The following is an 18,759-nucleotide window of genomic DNA, read 5'->3' on the forward strand; positions in this document are numbered from 1 at the left end:
ATGTAGCGGGCCGAAGCCGTCTGCGCCAGATATGGTTAGGCCCTCGTTCCGGGGGCTTGGAACGAGGGCCGACCTGGCGTTCGTCACGCAGGCAGGAGATGAGGACTTGCCAAGCAACAGGGGGAAAATCTTGGACGCCCCATCTCCGCTGGAGCCCTACTACGCCTCCAAAGCTGTCACTAAGATGAATGAACCTGTCAGTTGGGACGAGTTTTTTTCCGCGGGTCGTTCCAGCGGAACATTCTGTCGGAAACGTGCACATTATAGCGCTGATTCGACAGCCGGATGGTGGTGCGGTTGTTCTGGGTATCGAGCGCCACCCAGCCCTGCAGCATCAGGCCGCCGGGCGCCGACGCATCCTTGGTGAAGATCAGGGTGATTCTACCGTATTCCGGATGTTTCGGATCATAGGCCTCAACACTGACGACGCGCGGATCGGCGGTCGGCACCACCTTCGCATAGCGCGAGGCGTCCTTGTCGGGGTTGAGCAGGATGGCGAGCGGCGAATTGCCGATCGGCCAGCGCGACACCTGATCGACCGAATAGTCGATGAAATAGATCGCCTTGCCGTCGCCGACGATCAGCAGCGGCACGCCCTTTTCATACTGGAAGCGCACCTTGCCGGGCTTTTCCAGTGTCAGCGTGCCGGTCAGCGTCTTTCCGTCGCGATCAGTCTGGCTGAAATCGGCGGTCATCGACTTTACCGCCGCCAGATGATGCTGAACATCGGCAAGGCTTTCGGACGGCGCAGGTGCGGGCGCGGCGATTGCAGGCACGGCCAGCAGCGCGGGAAGTGCGGCAAGGGGCATGAGCTTCAAGGCAGTAACTCTCCAGAACATGATTGGGAAATGCAGCAAGCGCATTGAACGCGCGCTGAATTATCCGGTTGCATGACGTTCAGCCTGTCGGGCGGCCTTCTTCGTCCATAAGCACTTCGCGGCGCCCGACATGATCGGGTTTCGACACCAGCCCTTCACCCTCCATCCGCTCGATCAGGCGCGCGGCGGAGTTGTAGCCGATGCGCATCTGGCGTTGCAGCCAGGAGGTCGACGCCTTCTGGCTTTGCGCGACGAGCTGGCGGGCCTGGGAATATTGGCGTTCTTCGGGGCTTTCGTCCGCCGATGCGCCGTCGAGCGCGAACGACCCTTCCTCCGGCTCCTCCGTAACGGCGGAGATATAGTCGGGCTGTCCCTGCGCGCGCCAGAAATCGGCCACCGCCTCCACCTCTTCATCGGTGACGAAGGGGCCGTGGACGCGGGCAAGCTGCTTGCCGCCGGGCATGTAGAGCATGTCGCCCTTGCCCAGAAGCTGCTCGGCGCCCTGTTCGCCCAAAATGGTGCGCGAATCGATCTTGGACGTGACGTGGAAGCTGATCCGCGTCGGCAGGTTCGCCTTGATGACGCCGGTAATGACGTCGACCGAGGGGCGCTGCGTCGCCATGATCAGGTGAATGCCCGCCGCACGCGCCTTTTGCGCGAGCCGCTGGATGAGGATTTCCACCTCCTTGCCCGCCGTCATCATCAGGTCGGCGAGTTCGTCGACGACGATGACGATCTGCGGCAGCGGGATGAGGTCGAGCTCCTCCTCCTCATAGATCGGTTTGCCGTCTTCCCAGCCGGTCTGCACCTTGCGGCCCAGCTTCTGCCCCTTGGCCTTGGCCTGACGCACCTTGTCATTGAAGCTGCCGAGGCTGCGCACGTTGAGCGAGGCCATCATGCGATAACGCTCCTCCATCTGCTCGACCGCCCATTTGAGCGCGCGCACCGCCTTCGGCGGATCGGTGACGACATCGGCGAGCAGGTGGGGAATATCCTTGTACATGCTGAGTTCCAGCATCTTCGGATCAATCATGATCAGGCGGCACTGATCGGGCGTCAGCCGATAGAGCAGCGACAGGATCATGCAGTTGAGGCCGACCGACTTGCCCGACCCGGTGGTACCCGCGACCAGCAGGTGCGGCATCGGCGCCAGATCGGCAATCACCGCATCGCCCGCGATATTCTTGCCGAGCACCAGCGGCAGCTGCGCCGACTGATCCTCGAACGTCTGCGATCCGATCAGTTCGTGCAGATTGACCATTTCGCGCCGGGCATTGGGCAGTTCGATACCGATGACGCTGCGCCCCGGAATGGTGGCGACACGCGCGGAGATCGCCGACATGTTGCGCGCGATATCGTCGGCGAGCGAGACCACGCGGCTGGCCTTTACCCCGCTTTCGGGTTCCAGTTCGTACATGGTGACGACGGGGCCGGGGCGAACCTCGACGATCGAGCCCTTCACCTTGAAATCGTCAAGCACCGATTCGAGCAGCCGGGCATTACGCTGCAACGCCGCCTTGTCGACCGGACTGCGGCTGTCGGCGGGAGCAGGCTTGAGCAGGTCGAGCGGCGGCAGGGAATAATTGTCGCGCAGGTCGAGCGAGCCCTGCGTCTTTTTCTGCTTCGCCGCAGAAGGCGCGACGGTGCGATCCGCGATCACCGGGTCGGGGCGATTCTGGGGAACCGCAACCTTGCGCGGAGCCGGTTCGGGCGGGACTTCCGCCATCGGCGGTTCGGGCGCGATGAAGACATCGTCCTCGTCCTCCTCTTCCAGATCGGACGGGCCGCCAATGCGCGGCAGGCCGGGAAGGCGCACCGCGCCCAGCGGCAACCGGCGGATGGTCATGCCGCGCGCCCACAGGAAGATGCCGACCAGCGCAAAGGAAGCGGCCAGCCCGCGCTCAGTCCACCAGATTCCCTGCACATTGCCGATAAAGTGCGTCGCCCAGCGCAATGCGGCGGCGATCCCCATGCCGATAATCCCGCCATAGCCGCCGGACAGCGTCGATACCGACCCGTCCCAGATCAGTTCGATCGCAATGCCGATCAGCAGCATCCCGATCAGCACGTTGCGCAGCATCGCCTTCCACCGGCCGACCGGACTGTCGCGCCACAGCCGCACCGCCCAGAGCAGCACCAGCGGCACGAGCAGCCACACCGTCCACCCGGCAATCATATAGAGCAGATCGGCGATATAGGCGCCGGGCGTGCCCAGCCAGTTGCGCGCAGGCCCGGCGGCGGCCGTGTTCAGCGACGGGTCGCTGGGATGATAGCTGGCCAGCGCCGTCACCAGCAGGATCGTCGCCGCCAGCAGCACCAGCGCGCCCAGCATCGCGCCGCTGCGCAATGCACCTGCCTTCATCGTATCGCGCCACAGCGCGGGCTGCGCCTTTGTCGCCACGTCCAAAACCCCCGGATTTTCGCGAAATCGCAATATGGTAAATCATCGCGCCTGCGGAGTCCGCCGTCAAGCGCGGGGATTGCATCCCGACGCGGTTGGGCTGGCGCAGGGCGCAAACAGCGCTTAGAAGCAGGCCCATGGCACAGGCGGATATCCTCATCCTCGGCGGCGGGCTGGTCGGCAGCGCGCTCGGCACCGCGCTCGACGCGCATGGCATTTCCTCGATCATCGTCGATCTGGCGGACCCGGAGGTCATCCTCGCCGCCGCGCATGACGGCCGCGCCTCCGCGGTCGCCAGCGCGCCGCATCGGATGTTGCACGCCATCGGCGTCGGCGAGCGGCTGGGGACACAGGGCTGCCCCATCGAAAGCATCCGGGTCAGCGACGGCCTGAAACCCGGCAAGCTGGATTTCACCGTCGGCGAGGACGAGGACGCGCTGGGCGTCATGTACGAAAACCGCGTGTTGCGCCGCGCGCTGTACGAATCGGCGAAGGCGGCCCCGCGCGTCGATTTGCGGATGCAGACGCGCGCGCTGTCGGTGACGCGCGACGCGCATGGCGTGACCGCCGAACTGTCCGACGGATCGACGGTGCGCGCATCTTTGCTGGTGGGAGCGGAAGGGCGCAATTCGCCGACGCGCGACGCCGCCCTGCTGCGCGTGGCGCGCTGGCAATACGACCATGCGGCGATCGTCACCGCCTTTCACCACGAATATTCCCACGAAAACACCGCGTTCGAGATTTTCTATCCCGAAGGGCCGTTCGCACTGCTGCCGCTCAACGACGATGCGCAAGGGCACCGTTCAGCGGTCGTGTGGACGGTGCGCCGCGATCAGGCGCCGGGGATGCTGAAACTGTCCGAACGCGGGGTACTGGCCGAGGCGATGAAGAAAACCGGCGGCTTTCTGGGCGAATTGTCGCGGCTGGGGCCGCGTTCGACCTATCCGCTGGGTTTTCACCATGCCGCCCATATCACCGCCGACCGGCTGGCGCTGGTGGGCGACGCCGCGCACGGCATCCACCCGATTGCCGGTCAGGGGGTCAATGTCGGCTTTCGCGATGTGGCGGCGCTGGTCGAGGTGCTGGTCGACGGCAAGCGGCTGGGGCTGGAACCGGGCGATGCGCAACTGCTCAAACGCTATGAACGCTGGCGCAGCCTCGACACGATGATGGTGTCGCTGGCGACCGACGGACTGACGCGGCTGTTCGGAATGCCGGGCCGTACCGCCCATGCGGTGCGCCGGTTCGGCCTGAACGCGGTCGATCGCATCCCGCCGCTGAAGGACATGTTCATGGCCGAAGCGCGCGGCGAAAGCGGCGCGGTGCCGAAGCTGTTACAGGGCATGACCGCCTGACGCGGCGCCTACGCGTTATTGAAACGTGCCGATCTCGTCATCGCCGTAACGGCCGTAAAACTGCATCAGCTGGATGATGAGTTCGGCGCGTTCGTCGAGTGCGTCGACCTCCAGCAGCGCCTGTTTCGACGCGACATCGAACGGCGCGATCTGCGCAATGCCGTTGACCAGTGATTCATCGTCGAGCCGCGACACCGCTTCCCAGTCCACGGCATAGCCCTGCGCATCGGCGAAGCGGCGCGATTCGAGTTCAAGTGCCGAGCGCGCGGCCAGCGCCAGCGTTTCGTCCTCAAGCGACGGGACCAGTTCCGCCTCGACCTGGCGAAAAGCGGTCGGGACGTCGAGTTCGCGCAGGATGCGGAACCGCGACACTCCTTCGAGCACGATGTCGTAGCGGCCGTCATCATGCGCCTCGACCTCAACAATATGGCCGACACAGCCCATCGCGAACAGCGCCGGATTTTCGCCGTCTGCCTCGCGCGGCTGCACCATGCCGATCCGCCGGTCGCGCGCCAGTGCGTCCGACACCATCGCCCGATAGCGCGGTTCAAAGATGTGGAGCGGCAAGTACATGCGCGGGAAAAGCAATGCTCCCCCCAGCGGAAAGACCGAAAGCCGCGTGGTCGTCATCCGAACAGCGTCTGCGACAGCCGGCGGCGTTGCGCGGATACCCACGGGTCTTCCAGACCGACCGCTTCGAACATGGTCAGCAATTGCTGCCGCGCGGCGCCGTCATTCCAGTCCTTGTCGGCCGCAATGATGTGCAACAGATTGTCGGCGGCGGCATCGCGCTGCTTCGCCCCCATCTGCGCCACTGCGAGATCGAACCGCGCCTGATGGTCGTCGGGATTGGCAGCCACCGCCGATTCGAGCGGCCCCATATCCTCGACCGGCATGCCGTTCTGCGCCAAGGCCAGCGCAGAACTGGCCTGTTCGATCGCGGGTGCCTTGCGCTGCTCCTCGTCCAGCGTATCGAGCAGCGCCTGCGCCTCGTCCTGCCGGTCGAGCGCGATCAGCGCGCGGATACGCCCGGCCTGTACGCTCACATCGTCGGGCGCCATCGCCGCGACCTGATCGAAGATCGACAGCGCGCGTTCGGCATCACCCGATTCGAGCACTTCTTCACCCATCGCGATCAGCGGCGCGATTTCGGCTTCCTTGTCCTTCGCCTCACTGTCGATCGGCAACTGGCCGAGAATCTGGTCGAGCAGCTTTTTGAGCTGCGATTCGGTGCGCGCCTGCCCCAGATCGGCGACAAGCTGCCCCTGAAACATCGCATAGACCGTGGGAATCGACTTCACCTGAAATTGCGAAGCGATGAAATTATTCTTGTCGACATCGATCTTGGCCAGCACCACACCCTTGTCGGCATAGTCGGCCGCGACCTTTTCCAGCACGGGGCTGAGCTGCTTGCACGGCCCGCACCATTCGGCCCAGAAATCGAGGATGACGAGTTTGGTACGCGACGGTTCGACCACGTCGCGGCGAAATGCCTCCACGGCTTCCTTTTCAGCGGGCGACATGCCGAGCGTTGCCAAAGGTCGAACTCCTTGATCGGTTGCGGATTTGCGTTTCGGTTGCGGTCCAATGTGGGGACTGAGCCGCGCAAGTCAAAGTCTTTTCGGTAATGTGCGAACAGGGCTTGCCGAACCCGGAAACCGGTGCTAGACGCCGCCGCCTTACCTGCCCGCACACGCTGCGGGCCAGCGCCAGAGCGGGCGTAGCTCAGGGGTAGAGCACAACCTTGCCAAGGTTGGGGTCGGGCGTTCGAATCGCCTCGCCCGCTCCATTATTTCTTCATATATTCAAGTGTATATAGCCTGTAGGCGCCAATGAAGGGCGCTTACACGGCTCATTGCGCTTGTTGTTGTAAGCAAAATGTAAGCGCGACGGCTTGTGCCGGGTGTGCGGTGAATTGACTCAGCCCCGGTAATTGGCATGACGTGTGCAGCACCGGCAACGGAGCATTCGTTCAAATTATGGGGCCACAACAATGACTAAGGGCAAGGTGGAGCGAAGTCTTTGACGATCGACCTTCGCCAGCTTCGCTTCGCTGTTACTGCAGCAGATACGGCCAGCTTCCTGCGCGCGGCCAAGCAGCTCAATGTGAAGCAATCCACATTAAGCAAGAAGGTATCGGCGCTGGAGCATCGCCTCGGGATCACTCTGTTTGAGCGCTCTACTCGAGGCGTTGTCCCGACAGATGCCGGCAAGGCCTTCCTGGAAGTCGCGCGGCGGATCGTCACCGATGCCGACAATCTGCTGACGACAGCGAAGGCCGTGAGATACGGGGAGGTCGGTCGCCTGATGGTCGGCTTTTCCGGCTCGCTCAGCACCGGCAATCTGCGCCTTTTGCTTGGCGATGTGCTCGAACGCTTTCCCGATGTGCAACTCGATGCGCTCGAAGCCAGTCCCGAACGCATGATATCAGGGCTGCAAACCCGCATCGTCGACATCGCCATCCATGCCAGCCAGATCGAGGAACCCGGAGTTACCAAGCGCTGGCTGTGGTCCGAACGGCTGATGGTCGTCTTGCCCAAGGAAGATCGCCTGGCCAAGAGTGAGAGCCTGTTCTGGACCGATTTGCGCAAGTCGGTCTTCGTGATGCCGCGGGAACGAAGCGGGCCAAGGATTGCCGAAGTGATCCGCCAGCGACTGGGTGGCAATGGCTTCAAGGCCAATATCATCACCCAGGAGACGAGTGCCGAAACCATCGCCGCGATGGTTCCGTTCGGGAAGTTCATCACTGTGGTTCCCGAAAGCGCGACCGGCGCTGCCCGGCCGGATGTCGTGTTCCGTGAGATTACCGACCCAAACGGTGCAGCACATCTCGACTTTGCTGCCTGGTGGCGCGAGGATAACGACAATCCCGCACTCGCCCGCTTCTTCAAGCTGCTCGATGAACGCTATCCGCTAGCCGGGGCTGGCTGAATGTTCCGCCGCGCTTTCGCGAACTCGCGATCGGTCGCCATAAACCGCTCCAGCATCGGGGCGACCAACTGCTCGGGTGTTGGTGCACCGTTTTCCTCTGCGCCATTCAGGACGGTGCCATAGGCAACCAGATCGCAGTGCAATCGCGCCGGGATCTCGATGGTCAGCTTGACGGGCTTCTCGTCGGTGATGTCGGAAAGCTTGAGCCGCGTCACGATCCACCCTCAAGCACGATATCACGGGTGACCAGCACCCGCACAGGAAAGCCCGGACGAATGGTCAGCGTCGGGCGGATGTTGAGCTCGCGCGAGACGATCTGTTCGCCTGCGCGGTTGACGCTGTCCTGACTGCCGCGCCGCAGCGCCCGCGCCAAATCACTGTCACTGCCGGAACCAAGTTCGCTACCGACGCCGAGTAAGGTCGAGACCAACGCGGCTTTGAGCACCCCGCCCCAATGGTAATCGACCCCGTCTTCGAGACCGGCAAAGCCGGAAGGATCGGCCGCGGGCTGGCGCTCCAGTACGATCGAACGCCCATCGGGGAGGATAAGCCGGTTCCACGCCAGCAGCACGCGCCGCTGGCCAAAGCCGACATCCGATTCGTACTCGCCGATCAGCCGTGCACCTTGCGGGATCAGCAAGCGGCGTCCGGTCAGGCTGTCATAGACGTTTTGAGTCACTTGCGCGGTTACAAGCCCGGGCTGGTCGGAGCGGACACCGGTGATGAGCGCAGCGGGAATGACTGAACCGGCCTGCAACAGCGCCCCCGATGGTGCGGCATCGAGCCGCTGCAATGAAACGGTGCGGCGCTCGGCGGGACGATCAAGAAAAGCAGGCTGTCCTGCAGAAACCGAAGGCTGAGCTGATGCAGGCAATGGATCGGAGGGCGGGAGCGCCTGCGCCAGACTGGGAGCGGGCGTTCCGCCGCCAAAGAACAGGCGGCTACCGCTAGCCGCTTCGCGTTCCTGTTCGATCCGCTGACGCGCCGCTTCCTCTGGGCTGATGCCTTGCGGCGGAGGCGGCGGAGGTTGCGCACCGATGGGCGGCAATTCCGCGACTGCGCCGCGCTCCTGCGCATCGAGGATCGGTTTGCCCAGATCGCCGGGCAGCGGCGGCCCGAGCTGTGGCACCTGCGAGTAATCGCTGGGAGCCGAGGTCAGACCATCGGCCACCGCAACGCCATCGGTGTTGAACAGCTCCTCTTCGCCCCCTTGCGAGGCAGGCTGCAGCGCATAGAGCAAAGCTCCGCCCACCAGCGATAGTCCGACGGCGCTGGCGATGCCGATCGCCTTGCGCGACAGGCGCACCACACGCGGGGCGTCGCCGCGCAGGCTGGTGATGGACTCGGCATCGACGGGCCGTTCGGGATCGGAAGCGCTTTCCATCATTCGCTCCGCGACCGATTGGTGATCTTCACGCGCACTTGCCTGCGCCCTGCGCCGAGACGAAGCTCAGCCTTTTGGAACAGCCGGTCGACGATCAGGTAGCGCCCGTCGACCCGGTAATTGACCAGTTCGGCCTCGCCCTCCTCACCAATTACAAAGAAGGGCGGCATTTCGCCTTGGGCAATATCGGGCGGAAATTCCACGAGCGTGCGCTGCCCATCATCGAACACGCGCAGCGGCCGCCAATCGGGTTTGTCGCCCGATATCCGGTAATCAAAATTGAGGTTTTCGAGCGTGAACCCGTCCGCAATCGGCGCCGCGCGCAGGGCTTCGGCTTGTGCCCGGCGCAATGCGATCAACTCGTCTTCGGGATAGGACCAGCTGACCGAGGCCATGTAAACGCGGGGGTTGGCGCGCAGTTCGACGTGATAGGTGCGCCGGTCGGTGTTGATGACGAGATTGGTGGTAATGTCAGGCCGGGTCGGCTTGACGAGGATATGCACCCGCTGCGTTGCGCCCGCGCCGCTGAGCGTATCGCCGATCATCCAGCGTACCGTATCGCCCGCAGCCACCGGGCCCGGGCCCACCAGCCTCTCGCCTTCCTGCAGCACGATATCGGTCACTTGCCCTGGCTTGGCATAGATCTGAAACAATGCGCCTTCGCTATAGGCATAGCGCTGGATCGCATTCTGGAAACCTGCATCCTCGGGCCGGATACGGGCAGCATCATTTGCCGCTCCCACTTGCGTCTCGGGGTCAGGCGGGCGGGAGCGGCGCGCGGCAGTGGGGGAGGCCTGCCGCGAAAGGAGGTGGATATCATCGGAGGTCTGGATCGCCGTGAGCGGGCGCATTTTCATCAGCGCTGCCAAGGCTGACTGCATGGCCACAGCCGAAGGGGCCGGGGTCGCCGAGGCCGGAACGGCCAGCGCCAGCGAGGGCGCGGCAAGCAGGCTGACGAAAACTTTGCGGAAGACAATATGAGAGCGGGACATCAGCCGAGCTCCTTTGACCAGTTGATGGATGTGATGAAGATGCCAAGCGGGTTCTTGGTGAGCGCATCGGGATTGTTGGGCGGCTGCACGGTGATGCCGAGGATCGCGGTCCAGCGGCTCGTTTCAGCGAGTGCCCCGTCGCGGTAGCGGCGCTCGACCCAGGCGACCCGGAAACTCCTTGGCGAGGCCCGGATCACGCTGGTGACATCGACGGCCACCTGCTCGCGTCCAATCACGGAAAAAGGATCATTGGCGCGCGCATATTCATTGAGCGCCAGCGCGCCCTTGTCGCTCGCGAAGTCATAGGCCCTCAGCCAGTTTTCCCGCACGACGATGGCATCGTCGGGAATGGCGCGGACATTCTCGATGAAGCGGGCGAGGTGGAAGGCGATCTGCGGATCTGTCGGCGCGAACTCGGCATTGGCAGGCGCGACGCTGCGCGCTTCGCCAAGCTTGTCGACCTCAACCACCCAAGGGACGATGGTGCCGCGCGCATTCTGCCAGATGAGACCGCCCGTCAGCGCCGCCGACAGGCCGAGCGCGCCGAAGAAGGCATAGCGCCAGCTCCTTGCCTGGACGCGGGCCGAGCCAATGCGCTCGTCCCAGACCTGTGCCGCGCGCTGATAGGGCGTCTCGGGTTGCGGTGTCTTGCCGTATCGGATCGAGGGGCGTTTGAGCATGAGAGGTCAGTCCTTCTCTTTGGTGTCGATCGAGGAGCCTGCGCCGTGGCCGTCACCGGAGCGCACCGTGTGCGCGGCGAGCGAGGCCGAGTGGCCGAGGCTCTGGCGCTGCTTCATGGATTTGGCCCAGGCGGGCGGGCCGCTTTGGGGCTGTGAACCGGACGGCGTGCTGCCGGGTGCAGGCACGATACGACCGCCCATATTGCCGACCGACGCCCGCGCGCCTTCGCGGAAATTGCTTTTGGCGCTGTCCGCTGCCTTGCGCAGCGGCGACATGGCGGCACCTCCTGCGGCGCGGCCGACACCGGCCATGCCGCCTGCAACCGCTGCACCGCCGCTCTTGCCGGCAGAGCCTGTGGCGTAGGCCATGGTTGCTCCGCCCGCGGCGCGCGATGTGCCTTGCGCGACCGACGAGGCGGCGCTCGCCACCGCTCCGCCAGCCAGCTTGGCTCCGGCGATACCGCCCACGGCGGCACCGCCCGCCAGCAGGGCCGTGCCTGCTGCAGCGCCAGCGCCCAATTGCGGTCCGCCAGCGACAATGCCGTTGGCGATGCCGGGGCCAAAAATGCCCAGACCGAGAAGCGTGAGGCTTGCAAGCACGATGGCAAGCGCATCCTCGATGGTCGGCTCGCCGGGGATCGCGCTGGTGAATTCAGCAAAGAGCGTCGAGCCGATGCCGATGATCACCGCGAGCACCAGCACCTTGATGCCCGAAGACACAACATTGCCGAGCACGCGCTCAGCCAGGAAGGCGGTCTTGCCGAACAGGCCGAAGGGAATGAGCACAAAGCCAGCCAGCGTGGTCAGCTTGAACTCGATCAGCGTCACGAAGAGCTGGATCGAGAGGATGAAGAAGGCGATGATCACCACCGCCCAGGCGAGCAGCAGAATGATGATCTGCAGGAAATTCTCGAAGAAGCCGACATAGCCCATCAGATCGGCGATGGATTCGATCAGCGGCCAGGCGGCATCGATCCCGACCTGCGCAACCCGGCCAGGTTGCAGCAGGTCGGCGGCACCCAGCCCCGAACCGCTGGCCTTCAGGCCCAGCCCGGCAAAGCTGTTGAAGATGATATTGGCGAGCGCGCTCCAATTGCCGATGATATAGGCAAAGATGCCGACAAACAGCGTCTTCTTGACGAGCCGGGCGATGATGTCGTCATTCTCGCCCCAGCTCCAGAACAGGGCAGCCAGCGTCACATCGATCACGATCAGCGTGGTCGCGATGAAGGCGACCTCGCCAGAGAGCAGGCCGAAGCCGCTGTCGATATATTGGGAGAAGATCGCAAGGAAGCGATCGACGACGCCGGTGCCGCCCATGTCAGTCCTCCCCTCGCTGTTCGCCAACCGGGGTTGGCACAACAAGGTCGGGCGCGTCCGAAAGCGCAGGATCAGCGAGCCCGGAATAGGCCTCGGGATGATCCACGCCCAGGAAGCGGCGGCGCTTTTCGGCCCAGGCCGCGCGGCAATCGGGCGAGGACAGCGCCAACTCGCCCATCTCGGCACAGGCCTTGATCTGTAAGGGCAGTGGGTCGCCGTCGGGCACCCATGCGATTGGCACGGGGCCCGCACGCGTGGCAGGCTCCTCGCGCATCTGCACGAGCGTCATGGCGACAGCGAGGCCGACGAAGACGGCGGCACCGACGCGCGCAAGGAGCTTGCTATCCATGGCGGATCACTTTTGCCCGCTGGGCAGGTAGCGCGGCCGATTGGCGAGGAAGCGCCGCAATTGTTCGCGCGCCTGAGCTTTGGCCGCCGCGCTTTCGGCAGCATCAAGCGCCTGCGCCCGGCTCATCGCTGCGAGCGTGGCAGTGAGATCGGCGAGTTGGCCTGCCTGCACGGCCAGCAATTGGTTGCCCGCCTGTGCGGCCTGCAAGGCACCGCTGGCCGACTGGCTGGCGCTGATTAGCTCATTCACTGCTGTGCGCGAGCCTTCGATATTGGCGACCGCGCCCGCCTGGACCTTCAGTGCATCCTCGAAACCAGCGACGCTGTTCTGCCAGCGCGCCTCGGCGCTATTGACCATCGCCTGCTGCGAGGCATTGAGCGGGATATTCTTGTATTGCGCATCGAAGGTGGTTTCGATTGCACGCACATCATAGGCGATGCGCTGGGCTTGCTGCAGCAATTGCTGCGTCTGCCGGATCTGGTCCTGCAAGGGCTGCAGGACGGTCAGCGGCAAGCTCTGCAAATTGCGCGCCTCGTTGACGAGCGAGTTGGCCTGGTTTTGCAGCATGCGGATCTGATTGTTGATCTGCTCGAGCGTGCGTGCAGCGGTGAGCACGTTCTGGGCATAGTTCGTGGGATCATAAACAATGCCGCCGAACTGCGCGTGGGCAGGCGCGGATAATAGAGCGCCGGTTCCGGCACAGGCAAGCGCGACACCGGACAGAAGGCTGCGGACGTATTTACGGGGGATCATGGGAGGTCTCCTTGTTGGGGGCTGGGGGTAAGGGAGGTTTGTTCGGGGGCACCGAGCAAGTCGGCGGCCCAGTCGAGGCCGCGATGTCTGAGCCAGGCCGCGGCAAAACCTGCGCGGCCAGAATTCTCGATGATCCGCGCTATGGCGAGCTGGTCGCTCTTCGAAGAGGCGGCAGTGAAGGCGAGCGCGACCTCTCCCAGGCCCAATTCGAACAGGCGGTTGCCGCGCGCTGACTGACAGTAATAATCGCGCTTGGGGGTTGCCCGGCTGAGGATTTCGATCTGGCGATCATTGAGGCCAAAGCGGCGATAGATGGCGAGGATTTGCGGTTCGACCGCGCGCTCGTTGGGCAGGAAGATACGGGTCGGGCAGCTTTCGATGATCGCGGGCGCAATCGCCGATGTCTCGATATCGGCAAGGCTCTGCGTGGCGAACACGACGCTCGCGTTCTTCTTGCGCAGGGTCTTGAGCCATTCGCGCAATTGCGCGGCAAAGGCCGGGCTATCGAGCACCAGCCAGCCTTCATCGATGATGATCATCGTGGGCGAGCCGTCAAGCCGCCCTTCGATGCGATGGAAGAGATAGGAGAGGACTGCGGGGGCCGCTGCCGATCCGGTCAGCCCTTCCGTTTCGAATGCCTGAAAATTCGCTTCGCCAAGCCGCTCGCTTTCGGCATCGAGCAGGCGCCCGAACGGGCCGCCGATGCAATAGGGCGCGAGCGCCTGCTTCAAGCCCTGCGATTGGAGCAGGACGGCGAGGCCCGTGAGCGTGCGTTCGGCAATTGGCGCGGTCGATAGCGAGGTCAGCGCCGACCAGAGATGGTCCTTGGTAACCGGATCGATGGTTACACCTTCGCAAGCAAGGATCGCCTGCAGCCATTCGGAGGCCCAGTTGCGCTGCGCCGGTTCGTCGATCCGCGCGAGCGGTTGCAGCATCACGGCCTCGTCGCCGTCGTCTGAAAGGCTTGATCCCAAGTCCTGCCAGTCACCGCCGCAGGCAAGCGCCGGCGCTCGGATCGAGCCGCCAAAATCGAAGGCGAAGATTTGCGAGCCAGCATAGCGGCGGAATTGCATTGCCATCATGGCGAGCAGCACTGATTTGCCCGCCCCGGTGGGGCCGACCACCAGACTGTGCCCGACATCGCCGACATGCAGCGAAAAGCGGAACGGGGTCGAGCCTTCGGTCTTCGCATAGAACAGCGGCGGCGCATCGAGATGCGCATTGCGCTCCGGCCCGGCCCAGACCGCCGAGAGCGGCATCATGTGGGCAAGGTTCAGCGTGGAGATGGGAGGCTGGCGGACATTGGCATAGACATGGCCCGGCAGCGATCCGAGCCAAGCCTCGATCGCGTTCATGCCTTCGGTCACACAGGTGAAATCGCGGCCCTGAATGACCTTCTCGACCAGACGCAGCTTTTCAGCAGCGAGCGCGGCATCCTCGTCCCAGACGGTGACGGTGGCTGTGACCAGCGCCAGACCGACATGGTCTGCGCCCAGTTCCTGCAAGGCTATATCGGCGTCCTCGGCCTTGTTGGCCGCGTCGCTGTCGACCAGCACCGAAGCCTCGTTGGTCATCACCTCCTTGAGGATCGCGGCGACCGATTTGCGCTTGGCGAACCATTGGCGGCGGATCTTGGAAAGCAGCCTTGTCGCATCGCTTTTGTCGAGCATGATTGCGCGGGTCGACCAGCGATAGGCGAACCCTTGGGCGTTCAATTCATCGAGCAGGCCGGGAAAGGTCGCGCTTGGAAAGCCGATCACGCTGAGCGTGCGCAGATGCGCCGTGCCAAGACACGGCTCAAGCCCTCCGGTGAGCGGTTCATCGGCAAGGAGCGCATCGAGATGCATCGGGGTTTCAGGAACGCGGACGGATTGGGCCCGCGTTGAAATGCAGCTGTGGAGATAGGTCAGCGTTTCGCGGTCATCGAGCCATTGGGCCGCCGGAAAGAAGCCTTCGAACAGGCGCAGCAGCCGGTCGGTCCGGTCGACGAAGCCGTCACATAATTCTCGCGGATTGACGCCTTTCTCGGCTTTGCCCTCATAAAGCCAGCTTTCGGCCCGCGCGGCGTCCTCAGCGGGCGGCATCCACAGGAAGGTGAGAAAATACCGGCTCTCGAAATGCGCGCCTTCATCGGCGAACTGTGCGGCGCGTTCGCGTTCGACCAGTGCCGATGCCGGATCGGGAAAGTCACAAACCGGATAGTCAAGCGCAGGTCGGCGCACCGCTTCGACGAAGATCGCCCAGCCTGACCCCAGTCGCCGCAATGCGCTGTTGAGCCGCGCGGTAGTGGCGATCAGTTCGGACGGCGTTGCGCTGTCGAGGTCGGGCCCGCGAAAGCGCGCGCTGCGCTGGAAACTGCCATCCTTGTTGAGCACCACTCCGGGCGCAACGAGCGCTGCCCAAGGAATAAAGTCCGCTAGCCGGTCGGCCTTGTTTCGATATTCGCGAAGCGAGAGCATCCCTCACACCCCGCAATGGGCAGGAAAGCGCAGATGCCGCCGGGCCACGTCCACGAATTGCGGATCGCGCCGCGCTGCCCAGACCGCCACCATGTGGCCCAACGCAAAGCAAACGAGCCCGGCGATCCAGAGCTGCAAGCCAAGCCCGATGGCTCCCGCGAGCGTCGCGTTGGCGATGGCGAGCCCGCGCGGTGCGCCGCCCAGCAAGATATGCTCGGTCAGCGCGCGGTGAACTGGGACCACGAAACCATTTGGCAGGCTGGATGCCCCACTCTCCATCATACCAGCGCCCCGCCGCCGAAGGAAAAGAAGGAGAGGAAAAAGGATGACGCGGCAAATGCGATCGACAGTCCGAAGACGATCTGGATCAGCCGCCGGAACCCGCCCGATGTGTCCCCAAAAGCCAGCGCCAGCCCGGTAGCGATGATGATGATCACCGCGACGATCTTGGCGACTGGGCCCTGGATCGATTCAAGGATCGCCTGCAGCGGTGCTTCCCAGGGCATGGATGAGCCAGCAGCATGGGCAGGTGTGGCAACTACCAGTGCGACAAAGCCGCCAAGAATGAGAGCTGACAAGCGCGAACGCGCCCGCGACAGAATTTGGGTCACGAAGGATCTCCTTGAGTGGTGGAAAGTGGCGCGAGGACATATTCGCCGGAAGCATCGAGCCCGCGGACCTCGGCCAGTTCGGACAGCCGCCGTCCGGTGCCGTCGCGCACGAGCACGGCGATCACGTCGATGGTCTCGGCGATCAGCGCGCGCGGCACAGTGACTACGCTTTCCTGGATCAGCTGTTCGAGCCGCCGCAGCGTGCCGAGCGCTGTCCCGGCATGGATCGTGCCGATCCCGCCCGGATGGCCGGTGCCCCAGGCCTTGAGCAGATCGAGCGCTTCTGCGCCGCGCACCTCGCCGATAGGGATGCGGTCCGGTCGCAGCCGCAAGGCTGAGCGGACCAGATCGGACAAGGTGGCCACGCCATCCTTGGTCCGCAGCGACACCAGATTGGGCGCGGCGCATTGCAGTTCGCGCGTGTCCTCAATCAGAACGACGCGGTCAGAGCTGGAGGCGACCTCTGCCAGCAATGCGTTGGTGAGCGTTGTCTTGCCGGTCGAAGTGCCGCCTGCGACCAGAATGTTCTTCCGCGACACGACGGCATCGGCCAGCAGATTGGCCTGCCAGTCGGTCATGATGCCCGCCGCCACATAGTCAGCCAGCGTGAACACCGCGACGGCGGGCTTGCGAATGGCAAAGCTGGGTGCGGCAACCACAGGCGGAAGCAGCCCTTCGAAACGTTCACCGCCTTCGGGCAGCTCCGCCGAAACGCGCGGCGCCCCGCCATGAACCTCGGCACCGACATGGTGCGCGACCAGCCGAATGATGCGCTCGCCATCGGCGGCGCCCATAAGGCAGTCGGTTGCGGCAAGGCCTTCACCCAGACGGTCGACCCACAGGCGACCGTCGGGATTGAGCATGACTTCGATCACTGCGGGTTCTTCGAGCCAGCGAGCAATCTCTACGCCCAAAGCCGTGCGCAACATGCGCGCGCCGCGCGACGATGCTTCGGATCGGATCGGAATAACACTCATGGGCTGCCCCGGATTGCGGCAACCGACCATCGGCTGCGCTTGCGAGGCGGATTAAGAAGGCATCAGATTGTCGTCAGGCAATAAGGATTTGTGATGAGCGTATCATAGCGAAAAAGCAGAAAGGAACGACGGACTCGCGAATTGTCAGACTGATTCGAATTGTCCGGTTTGCGCCCTCATCTTCGGCATTCGATACTTAGCTTCTGCCACCCAAGAATTGCCACTCTTTCATCTAGTCGAGCGTTCAATCATTTCCGTCATCGAGATCATCGAAGCGGGCGATAATGTCGGCGTGGCGGATGGCTTGCCGGTCGTGATCGATCTGAACCTTGCGGTTGGACTTTGACGAGATGATAGGGGTTTTGCCGCGTTCGATCAGCCATGAGCGCAAGGCTTTGCTGTCGTAGCCTTTGTCGGCGACCATAGCTTCTTAGTGCGTTACTATGCTGATGGAGGCCGCTCAATTTTATGCCCAAGACGAGCCCATTAGGATTTAAGGATCATAGCCCATTCTCGGGATTCAGTGACGAATTGATCTACGGTGTCGGCGAAGGCGGCAAAACGATACACATCTCCAGGGTTGAGCGCGGCCTTGCCTGCAAATGCCAGTGCCCTGCATGCGATCATGTTCTGATTGCGAAGAAGGGCAAGAAACAGGCGCATCATTTCGCGCATTACAATTCAGGAGTGAGCTGCAAGCACGTCGCTGAAACCAACGCGCATATTTGGGCCAAAGACGTGCTCGAGCGAGAAAAGCGATTGGTAATTCCGGCGGTCATTGCCGAACACAATGGGAATACGCACGAGGTAAGTCCTGCAAAAATCCATAAGTTTGCACACGCTCGGCTCGAGAAGCGGCTTGGCACAATCGTGCCCGACGTGATCCTCGAGACCGCCACTGGAGCGCAACTGATTGTCGAGGTGCGCGTTACACATGCCAGCGAGGAAGCAAAACTTGAAACCCTCCGCAGGGACAATCTGTCTGCAATAGAGATCGACCTTCGCCGCTTTCGAACATCATCCGACCGCCAAGCGGTCGAAGAAGCACTCCTGACAGATGCGCCAAGGGAGTGGCTGAGCAATGCCAAACAGGCCAATTTTGACGAGCGCCTGCGCAGGCGGATTGAGGCTGCCGAGGCCAGAAAGGCAAAGGAAGCTGAAGCGCGCGCCAAACGGCTGAAACTGGCCGAGCAAGAAAAAGAACGCTGCGCAAAAGAGCAACTGGAACGATCAGTGCGCACGCTCACACAAGCCATTCGCAATCAGCGGGAATTTGACCAAGAGCTGCCCGACTTCGTCGCAGGGATCCTGCATGAGTTCGACGGGATTGCGTGGTCTGATGCGCAGGCTCTTGGCTTCAGCGTCGACCAACGGGTTTGGCAGGCTGAGCTGGTCCTGAAATATCTCACCTATCCCAATGCACTTGAGTATCACGGCTTCGATGAAATCACCGTCAGAGATGCGCTGAGGACCATTGACAACTGTCTCATTCCGGCATTCCGGCAAGCGATCCCGCCGCCAGTTCGCGCACGACTCCGGGATACCTGGCCGCGCGCGCAGGTGCCCCAAGAAGCGATCGAAACATTCTTCGATTGGCTCGTTGCGGAAGGCTACCTCACGCCGACGCGGGAGGGTGAACCGCGCCGGGTTTGCCGGAGGCCGTTGGATGTGAGTCACGCTGCCATATCGATGTTGTCCGCGGCAGCATAATATTGTTCTTCGGCTTCGG

General features: G+C 63.3%; 19 protein-coding genes and 1 tRNA gene. 4 read left to right on the plus strand and 16 right to left on the minus strand.

What is annotated here, in order from left to right:
- Nucleotides 1-197: 197 nt before the first annotated feature.
- Together FHR23_RS10900 and FHR23_RS10905 are read right to left on the minus strand one after the other, a co-directional pair.
- Nucleotides 198-809, minus strand: coding sequence for a LolA family protein (locus tag FHR23_RS10900; protein WP_184003908.1), 612 nt, complete (start codon nucleotides 807-809; stop codon nucleotides 198-200).
- Nucleotides 810-897: 88 nt separating this feature from the next.
- Complete coding sequence (locus tag FHR23_RS10905) at nucleotides 898-3,219, minus strand: DNA translocase FtsK 4TM domain-containing protein (RefSeq protein WP_184003811.1); 2,322 nt, start codon at nucleotides 3,217-3,219, stop codon at nucleotides 898-900.
- A 137-nt stretch (nucleotides 3,220-3,356) separates the two neighbouring features.
- On the opposite strand from FHR23_RS10905, the gene FHR23_RS10910 reads away from it, so the two are divergent.
- Complete coding sequence (locus tag FHR23_RS10910; protein WP_184003813.1) at nucleotides 3,357-4,574, plus strand: UbiH/UbiF/VisC/COQ6 family ubiquinone biosynthesis hydroxylase; 1,218 nt, start codon at nucleotides 3,357-3,359, stop codon at nucleotides 4,572-4,574.
- Between the two features lie 15 nt (nucleotides 4,575-4,589).
- Here FHR23_RS10910 and FHR23_RS10915 read toward each other — a convergent pair whose 3' ends face one another.
- The gene (locus tag FHR23_RS10915) at nucleotides 4,590-5,204 is read right to left on the minus strand and encodes an LON peptidase substrate-binding domain-containing protein (protein WP_184003815.1); all 615 of its coding nucleotides are present in this window, start codon (nucleotides 5,202-5,204) and stop codon (nucleotides 4,590-4,592) included.
- Complete coding sequence (locus tag FHR23_RS10920) at nucleotides 5,201-6,112, minus strand: tetratricopeptide repeat protein (protein WP_184003817.1); 912 nt, start codon at nucleotides 6,110-6,112, stop codon at nucleotides 5,201-5,203. Before FHR23_RS10920 ends, FHR23_RS10915 begins: the two co-directional genes overlap by 4 nt.
- A gap of 176 nt (nucleotides 6,113-6,288) precedes the next feature.
- On the opposite strand from FHR23_RS10920, the gene FHR23_RS10925 reads away from it, so the two are divergent.
- Together FHR23_RS10925 and FHR23_RS10930 are read left to right on the plus strand one after the other, a co-directional pair.
- Nucleotides 6,289-6,363: transfer RNA gene (locus tag FHR23_RS10925), tRNA-Gly, on the plus strand.
- 233 nt (nucleotides 6,364-6,596) lie between these two features.
- Nucleotides 6,597-7,505: a LysR family transcriptional regulator gene (locus FHR23_RS10930; protein WP_184003819.1), complete on the plus strand. Its 909-nt coding sequence runs from the start codon at nucleotides 6,597-6,599 to the stop codon at nucleotides 7,503-7,505.
- On the opposite strand, the gene FHR23_RS10935 is transcribed toward FHR23_RS10930, so the two are convergent.
- The 12 genes from FHR23_RS10935 to FHR23_RS10990 form a co-directional block, all read right to left on the minus strand.
- Nucleotides 7,481-7,720, minus strand: a complete 240-nt coding sequence (locus FHR23_RS10935; protein ID WP_184003821.1) for a DUF2274 domain-containing protein — start codon at nucleotides 7,718-7,720, stop codon at nucleotides 7,481-7,483. The two genes, FHR23_RS10930 and FHR23_RS10935, sit on opposite strands and share 25 nt — an antisense overlap.
- Nucleotides 7,717-8,892 (minus strand): TraB/TrbI/VirB10 family type IV secretion system protein, encoded by a 1,176-nt coding sequence (locus FHR23_RS10940; protein WP_246359833.1) that lies wholly within the window; start codon nucleotides 8,890-8,892, stop codon nucleotides 7,717-7,719. The genes FHR23_RS10935 and FHR23_RS10940 overlap by 4 nt, the downstream gene beginning before the upstream one ends.
- Nucleotides 8,889-9,881: a P-type conjugative transfer protein TrbG gene (gene trbG / locus FHR23_RS10945; protein WP_221227484.1), complete on the minus strand. Its 993-nt coding sequence runs from the start codon at nucleotides 9,879-9,881 to the stop codon at nucleotides 8,889-8,891. The genes FHR23_RS10940 and trbG overlap by 4 nt, the downstream gene beginning before the upstream one ends.
- Nucleotides 9,881-10,561, minus strand: coding sequence for a conjugal transfer protein TrbF (gene trbF, locus FHR23_RS10950; RefSeq protein ID WP_184003823.1), 681 nt, complete (start codon nucleotides 10,559-10,561; stop codon nucleotides 9,881-9,883). Before trbF ends, trbG begins: the two co-directional genes overlap by 1 nt.
- 6 nt (nucleotides 10,562-10,567) lie before the next feature.
- Nucleotides 10,568-11,881 (minus strand): P-type conjugative transfer protein TrbL, encoded by a 1,314-nt coding sequence (trbL, locus tag FHR23_RS10955; RefSeq protein WP_184003825.1) that lies wholly within the window; start codon nucleotides 11,879-11,881, stop codon nucleotides 10,568-10,570.
- A 1-nt stretch (nucleotide 11,882) separates the two neighbouring features.
- Nucleotides 11,883-12,230, minus strand: a complete 348-nt coding sequence (trbK-alt, locus tag FHR23_RS10960; RefSeq protein WP_184003827.1) for a putative entry exclusion protein TrbK-alt — start codon at nucleotides 12,228-12,230, stop codon at nucleotides 11,883-11,885.
- A gap of 6 nt (nucleotides 12,231-12,236) precedes the next feature.
- The gene (gene trbJ, locus FHR23_RS10965; protein WP_184003829.1) at nucleotides 12,237-12,983 is read right to left on the minus strand and encodes a P-type conjugative transfer protein TrbJ; all 747 of its coding nucleotides are present in this window, start codon (nucleotides 12,981-12,983) and stop codon (nucleotides 12,237-12,239) included.
- Nucleotides 12,980-15,442 carry a conjugal transfer protein TrbE gene (gene trbE, locus FHR23_RS10970; protein WP_184003831.1) on the minus strand — a complete coding sequence of 821 codons (2,463 nt, stop codon included), beginning with the start codon at nucleotides 15,440-15,442 and terminating at the stop codon, nucleotides 12,980-12,982. The genes trbJ and trbE overlap by 4 nt, the downstream gene beginning before the upstream one ends.
- 3 nt (nucleotides 15,443-15,445) lie before the next feature.
- A complete protein-coding gene (locus FHR23_RS10975) occupies nucleotides 15,446-15,721 on the minus strand; it encodes a VirB3 family type IV secretion system protein (RefSeq protein WP_184003915.1) in 276 nt (91 codons plus the stop codon).
- Entirely contained in the window at nucleotides 15,721-16,041 is a 321-nt protein-coding gene (locus tag FHR23_RS10980; RefSeq protein ID WP_221227504.1) for a TrbC/VirB2 family type IV secretion system protein, read from the minus strand. The genes FHR23_RS10975 and FHR23_RS10980 overlap by 1 nt, the downstream gene beginning before the upstream one ends.
- Nucleotides 16,042-16,049: 8 nt before the next feature.
- Nucleotides 16,050-17,030, minus strand: a complete 981-nt coding sequence (trbB, locus tag FHR23_RS10985; RefSeq protein ID WP_184003835.1) for a P-type conjugative transfer ATPase TrbB — start codon at nucleotides 17,028-17,030, stop codon at nucleotides 16,050-16,052.
- 244 nt (nucleotides 17,031-17,274) lie between these two features.
- Nucleotides 17,275-17,454, minus strand: a complete 180-nt coding sequence (locus tag FHR23_RS10990) for a transposase (protein WP_246359834.1) — start codon at nucleotides 17,452-17,454, stop codon at nucleotides 17,275-17,277.
- A gap of 44 nt (nucleotides 17,455-17,498) precedes the next feature.
- Here FHR23_RS10990 and FHR23_RS10995 point away from each other — a divergent pair, with 44 nt between their 5' ends.
- Nucleotides 17,499-18,740, plus strand: a complete 1,242-nt coding sequence (locus tag FHR23_RS10995; protein ID WP_184003837.1) for a competence protein CoiA family protein — start codon at nucleotides 17,499-17,501, stop codon at nucleotides 18,738-18,740.
- The last annotated feature ends 19 nt before the right edge of the window (nucleotides 18,741-18,759 follow it).

Source organism: Stakelama sediminis, from assembly GCF_014199335.1.
GTDB classification, from domain to species: Bacteria; Pseudomonadota; Alphaproteobacteria; order Sphingomonadales; family Sphingomonadaceae; genus Sphingomonas; species Sphingomonas sediminis.